The sequence below is a fragment of the Nocardiopsis codii genome, from assembly GCF_036327455.1.
Lineage (GTDB): Bacteria > Actinomycetota > Actinomycetes > Streptosporangiales > Streptosporangiaceae > Nocardiopsis > Nocardiopsis codii.
In genome coordinates, this window is the sequence record NZ_JAUZMY010000075.1 from 1 (window position 1) to 1,386 (window position 1,386).

At 68.7% G+C, this 1,386-nt stretch carries 1 protein-coding gene; it reads right to left on the minus strand.

The window, feature by feature from the left end; translation table 11 throughout:
• The coding region (locus Q8791_RS31685; protein WP_330095542.1) for a lytic polysaccharide monooxygenase auxiliary activity family 9 protein at positions 1-593 on the minus strand (593 nt) is incomplete at its 3' end.
• Positions 594-1,386: the final 793 nt, after the last annotated feature.

A 1,386-nucleotide genomic window follows, 5' to 3' on the forward strand; every position in this document is an offset into this window, starting at 1 on the left:
CCGCTGCGGCCCGACGTACTGACGTCGATCAGGTAGTCGTTGCCGGGCGGGTAGGTCCCGGTCTCCTCCACCAGTTCGAGGTCGTCCCAGCCCAGGGATTGGCTGGCCGGGTCGAAGCCCTGCTCGGTGACGTAGACCTGGAAGTAGTCCGCGCCGTGCGAGGCCTGGTCGTACAGGTGGATGGTGAAGTCGTCGCCGACGTCGGTGGTCTGCCACGCGCCCGGGGTGTCCATCGAGTCGTAGCGGCCGCCCTCGGTGTTGCCGCCGCTGCACAGGGTCCCGTCCGGGACCTGGCCCTGGTGGTCCCCGCCGACGTTGTCGCGGTAGAGCCCGTTCCAGTTCCACATGGCGTTGGGGTTGTCCTGCCACGCCTGCCAGCACATGGGGTCCTCCTGCGCCATGGCAGGGTTCTGGAAGTCGTCCCCCCAGCGCTCGAAGCAGCCGTAGTTGCGGGAGGCGGGGTCGACGACCGAGCCGTGTGCCGAGGCGGGTGCGGCCAGCGTGGTCAGCCCGAGCAGGGGAAGGGACGCCAGCACGAGTGCGCGTCCCCACCAGCGGGGGGTGCCGGTGGTCTCGTGGGTCTTGCCGTTCATTGCGTTCTCCATCGTTCTCGGCTGGATCAGCCGATCGACGGGAGCGCTCCCACACCGTGTCTACCCAGGGGAGCCGGGACGAAACGGGCGCCGCGAATCCTGGGGAGGGGAACTCCCCCACGGCGCCGCCGCACCGCCCGCCGACGCGGCCCTCCACCGCGAGGGCACCTGCGGACACCGCCGCCGAGCACCGGACCCCACTCCGCACAGGGGGACGCGCCGACCCCGCTCACGGCGGCGCACCCTCCTCCGGTGATGCCGGCCCACCGCCCCACCCGACCCGGCCAGCCCCCTCTCAGGCGGGACGCCCCGTGGAACCCGGGACCATGGGAGGCGCGCCCGAACGCGGCGCCGGGCGGAGTCGTCGCGGAGTCCGCGGCGCCTCCCCCGGGGCGCGACGGCGGCGGCCCGCCCGCTCTGTGTGAGCGTTCGGCAACCCCTGGTTATTACTGAACAGTTGTGAACCAGGTCACTACCTGGCTATTCATGAAATGGGGACCGCGTCCCAGAAACACTGCGGTCATTTGGTGTTTACATATCACCATTGGAGAGCTACGGTGCTGAAAAGCGTTCCGGGATCATAACCCCCTGTAACCACACACGGAACGCCCTTCGCACTCCTTGACCGCACAACGCAACTCGCCATTCCCGCTTACGACTGGGAGCGCTCCCACCTTCCTTCCAGTTCTCATCCACCCCTTTTTCTCGCCTTTTTCCAGGCGAAACCCCTCCGATCACCCGTCCGCCTTACCCCGGATCTCAGGCCCCCCTATGCCCCGTTCACCACCAGGAA